The following is a 594-nucleotide window of genomic DNA, read 5'->3' on the forward strand; positions in this document are numbered from 1 at the left end:
GCGCAACCCGCTGCGCCGATCGGCCGCGCCCGGTGGCACGGCCGGTGCGGCGTGCGCCCCGGCCAGGAAGCGGGCCACCCGCAGGCAGGCCGCCCCCACGGCCAGCGCCACGGCCGCCACCGCCACGAAGGGCGCAGCCCGGTGGCGCACGAACAACCAGGGCAGCAGCAGCGAGCCGGCCATCGCGCCGATCTGGTTGCCCGTCTGGCGGATGGAAAACACCCAGGGCCGGCGTGCGGGAGGCGTCACGCGGGCCAGCACCGACGCGCTGGCCGGAGTCTCGGGTCCGAAAGCGAGCCCGAGCAGCAGCACGGCTGGCCACAGCGACCACCGGGCCGGCCCCAGTCCCAGCGCATCGGCGGCCAGGCAGGCCATGGCCAGCGCCACCAGCAGCATGCACAGCGCGGCCAGCCGGGCATCGCCCCAGCGGCGGATCAGCGTGCCGCTTCCCAGCGCGGCCATCGCTCCCACGCCGAACAGCGCGCTGCCCAGCCATCCCAGCGCCTGCACGCCCACGCCCAGCTGTGGTGCCAGCACCGACAGCGCGAAGGTGCCCAGCGCCACGGCCGCCTGTACCGCCGTCATGGCCGGCAG

At 76.6% G+C, this 594-nt stretch carries 1 protein-coding gene; it reads right to left on the reverse strand.

All coding sequences use genetic code 11. The features are described 5' to 3' along the window. On the reverse strand, nucleotides 1–594 hold a 594-nt coding region (locus GVN67_RS29150), incomplete at both ends, for an MFS transporter (RefSeq protein ID WP_160000782.1).

The sequence above is a fragment of the Roseomonas sp. 18066 genome, from assembly GCF_902706185.1.
Lineage (GTDB): Bacteria > Pseudomonadota > Alphaproteobacteria > Acetobacterales > Acetobacteraceae > Pseudoroseomonas.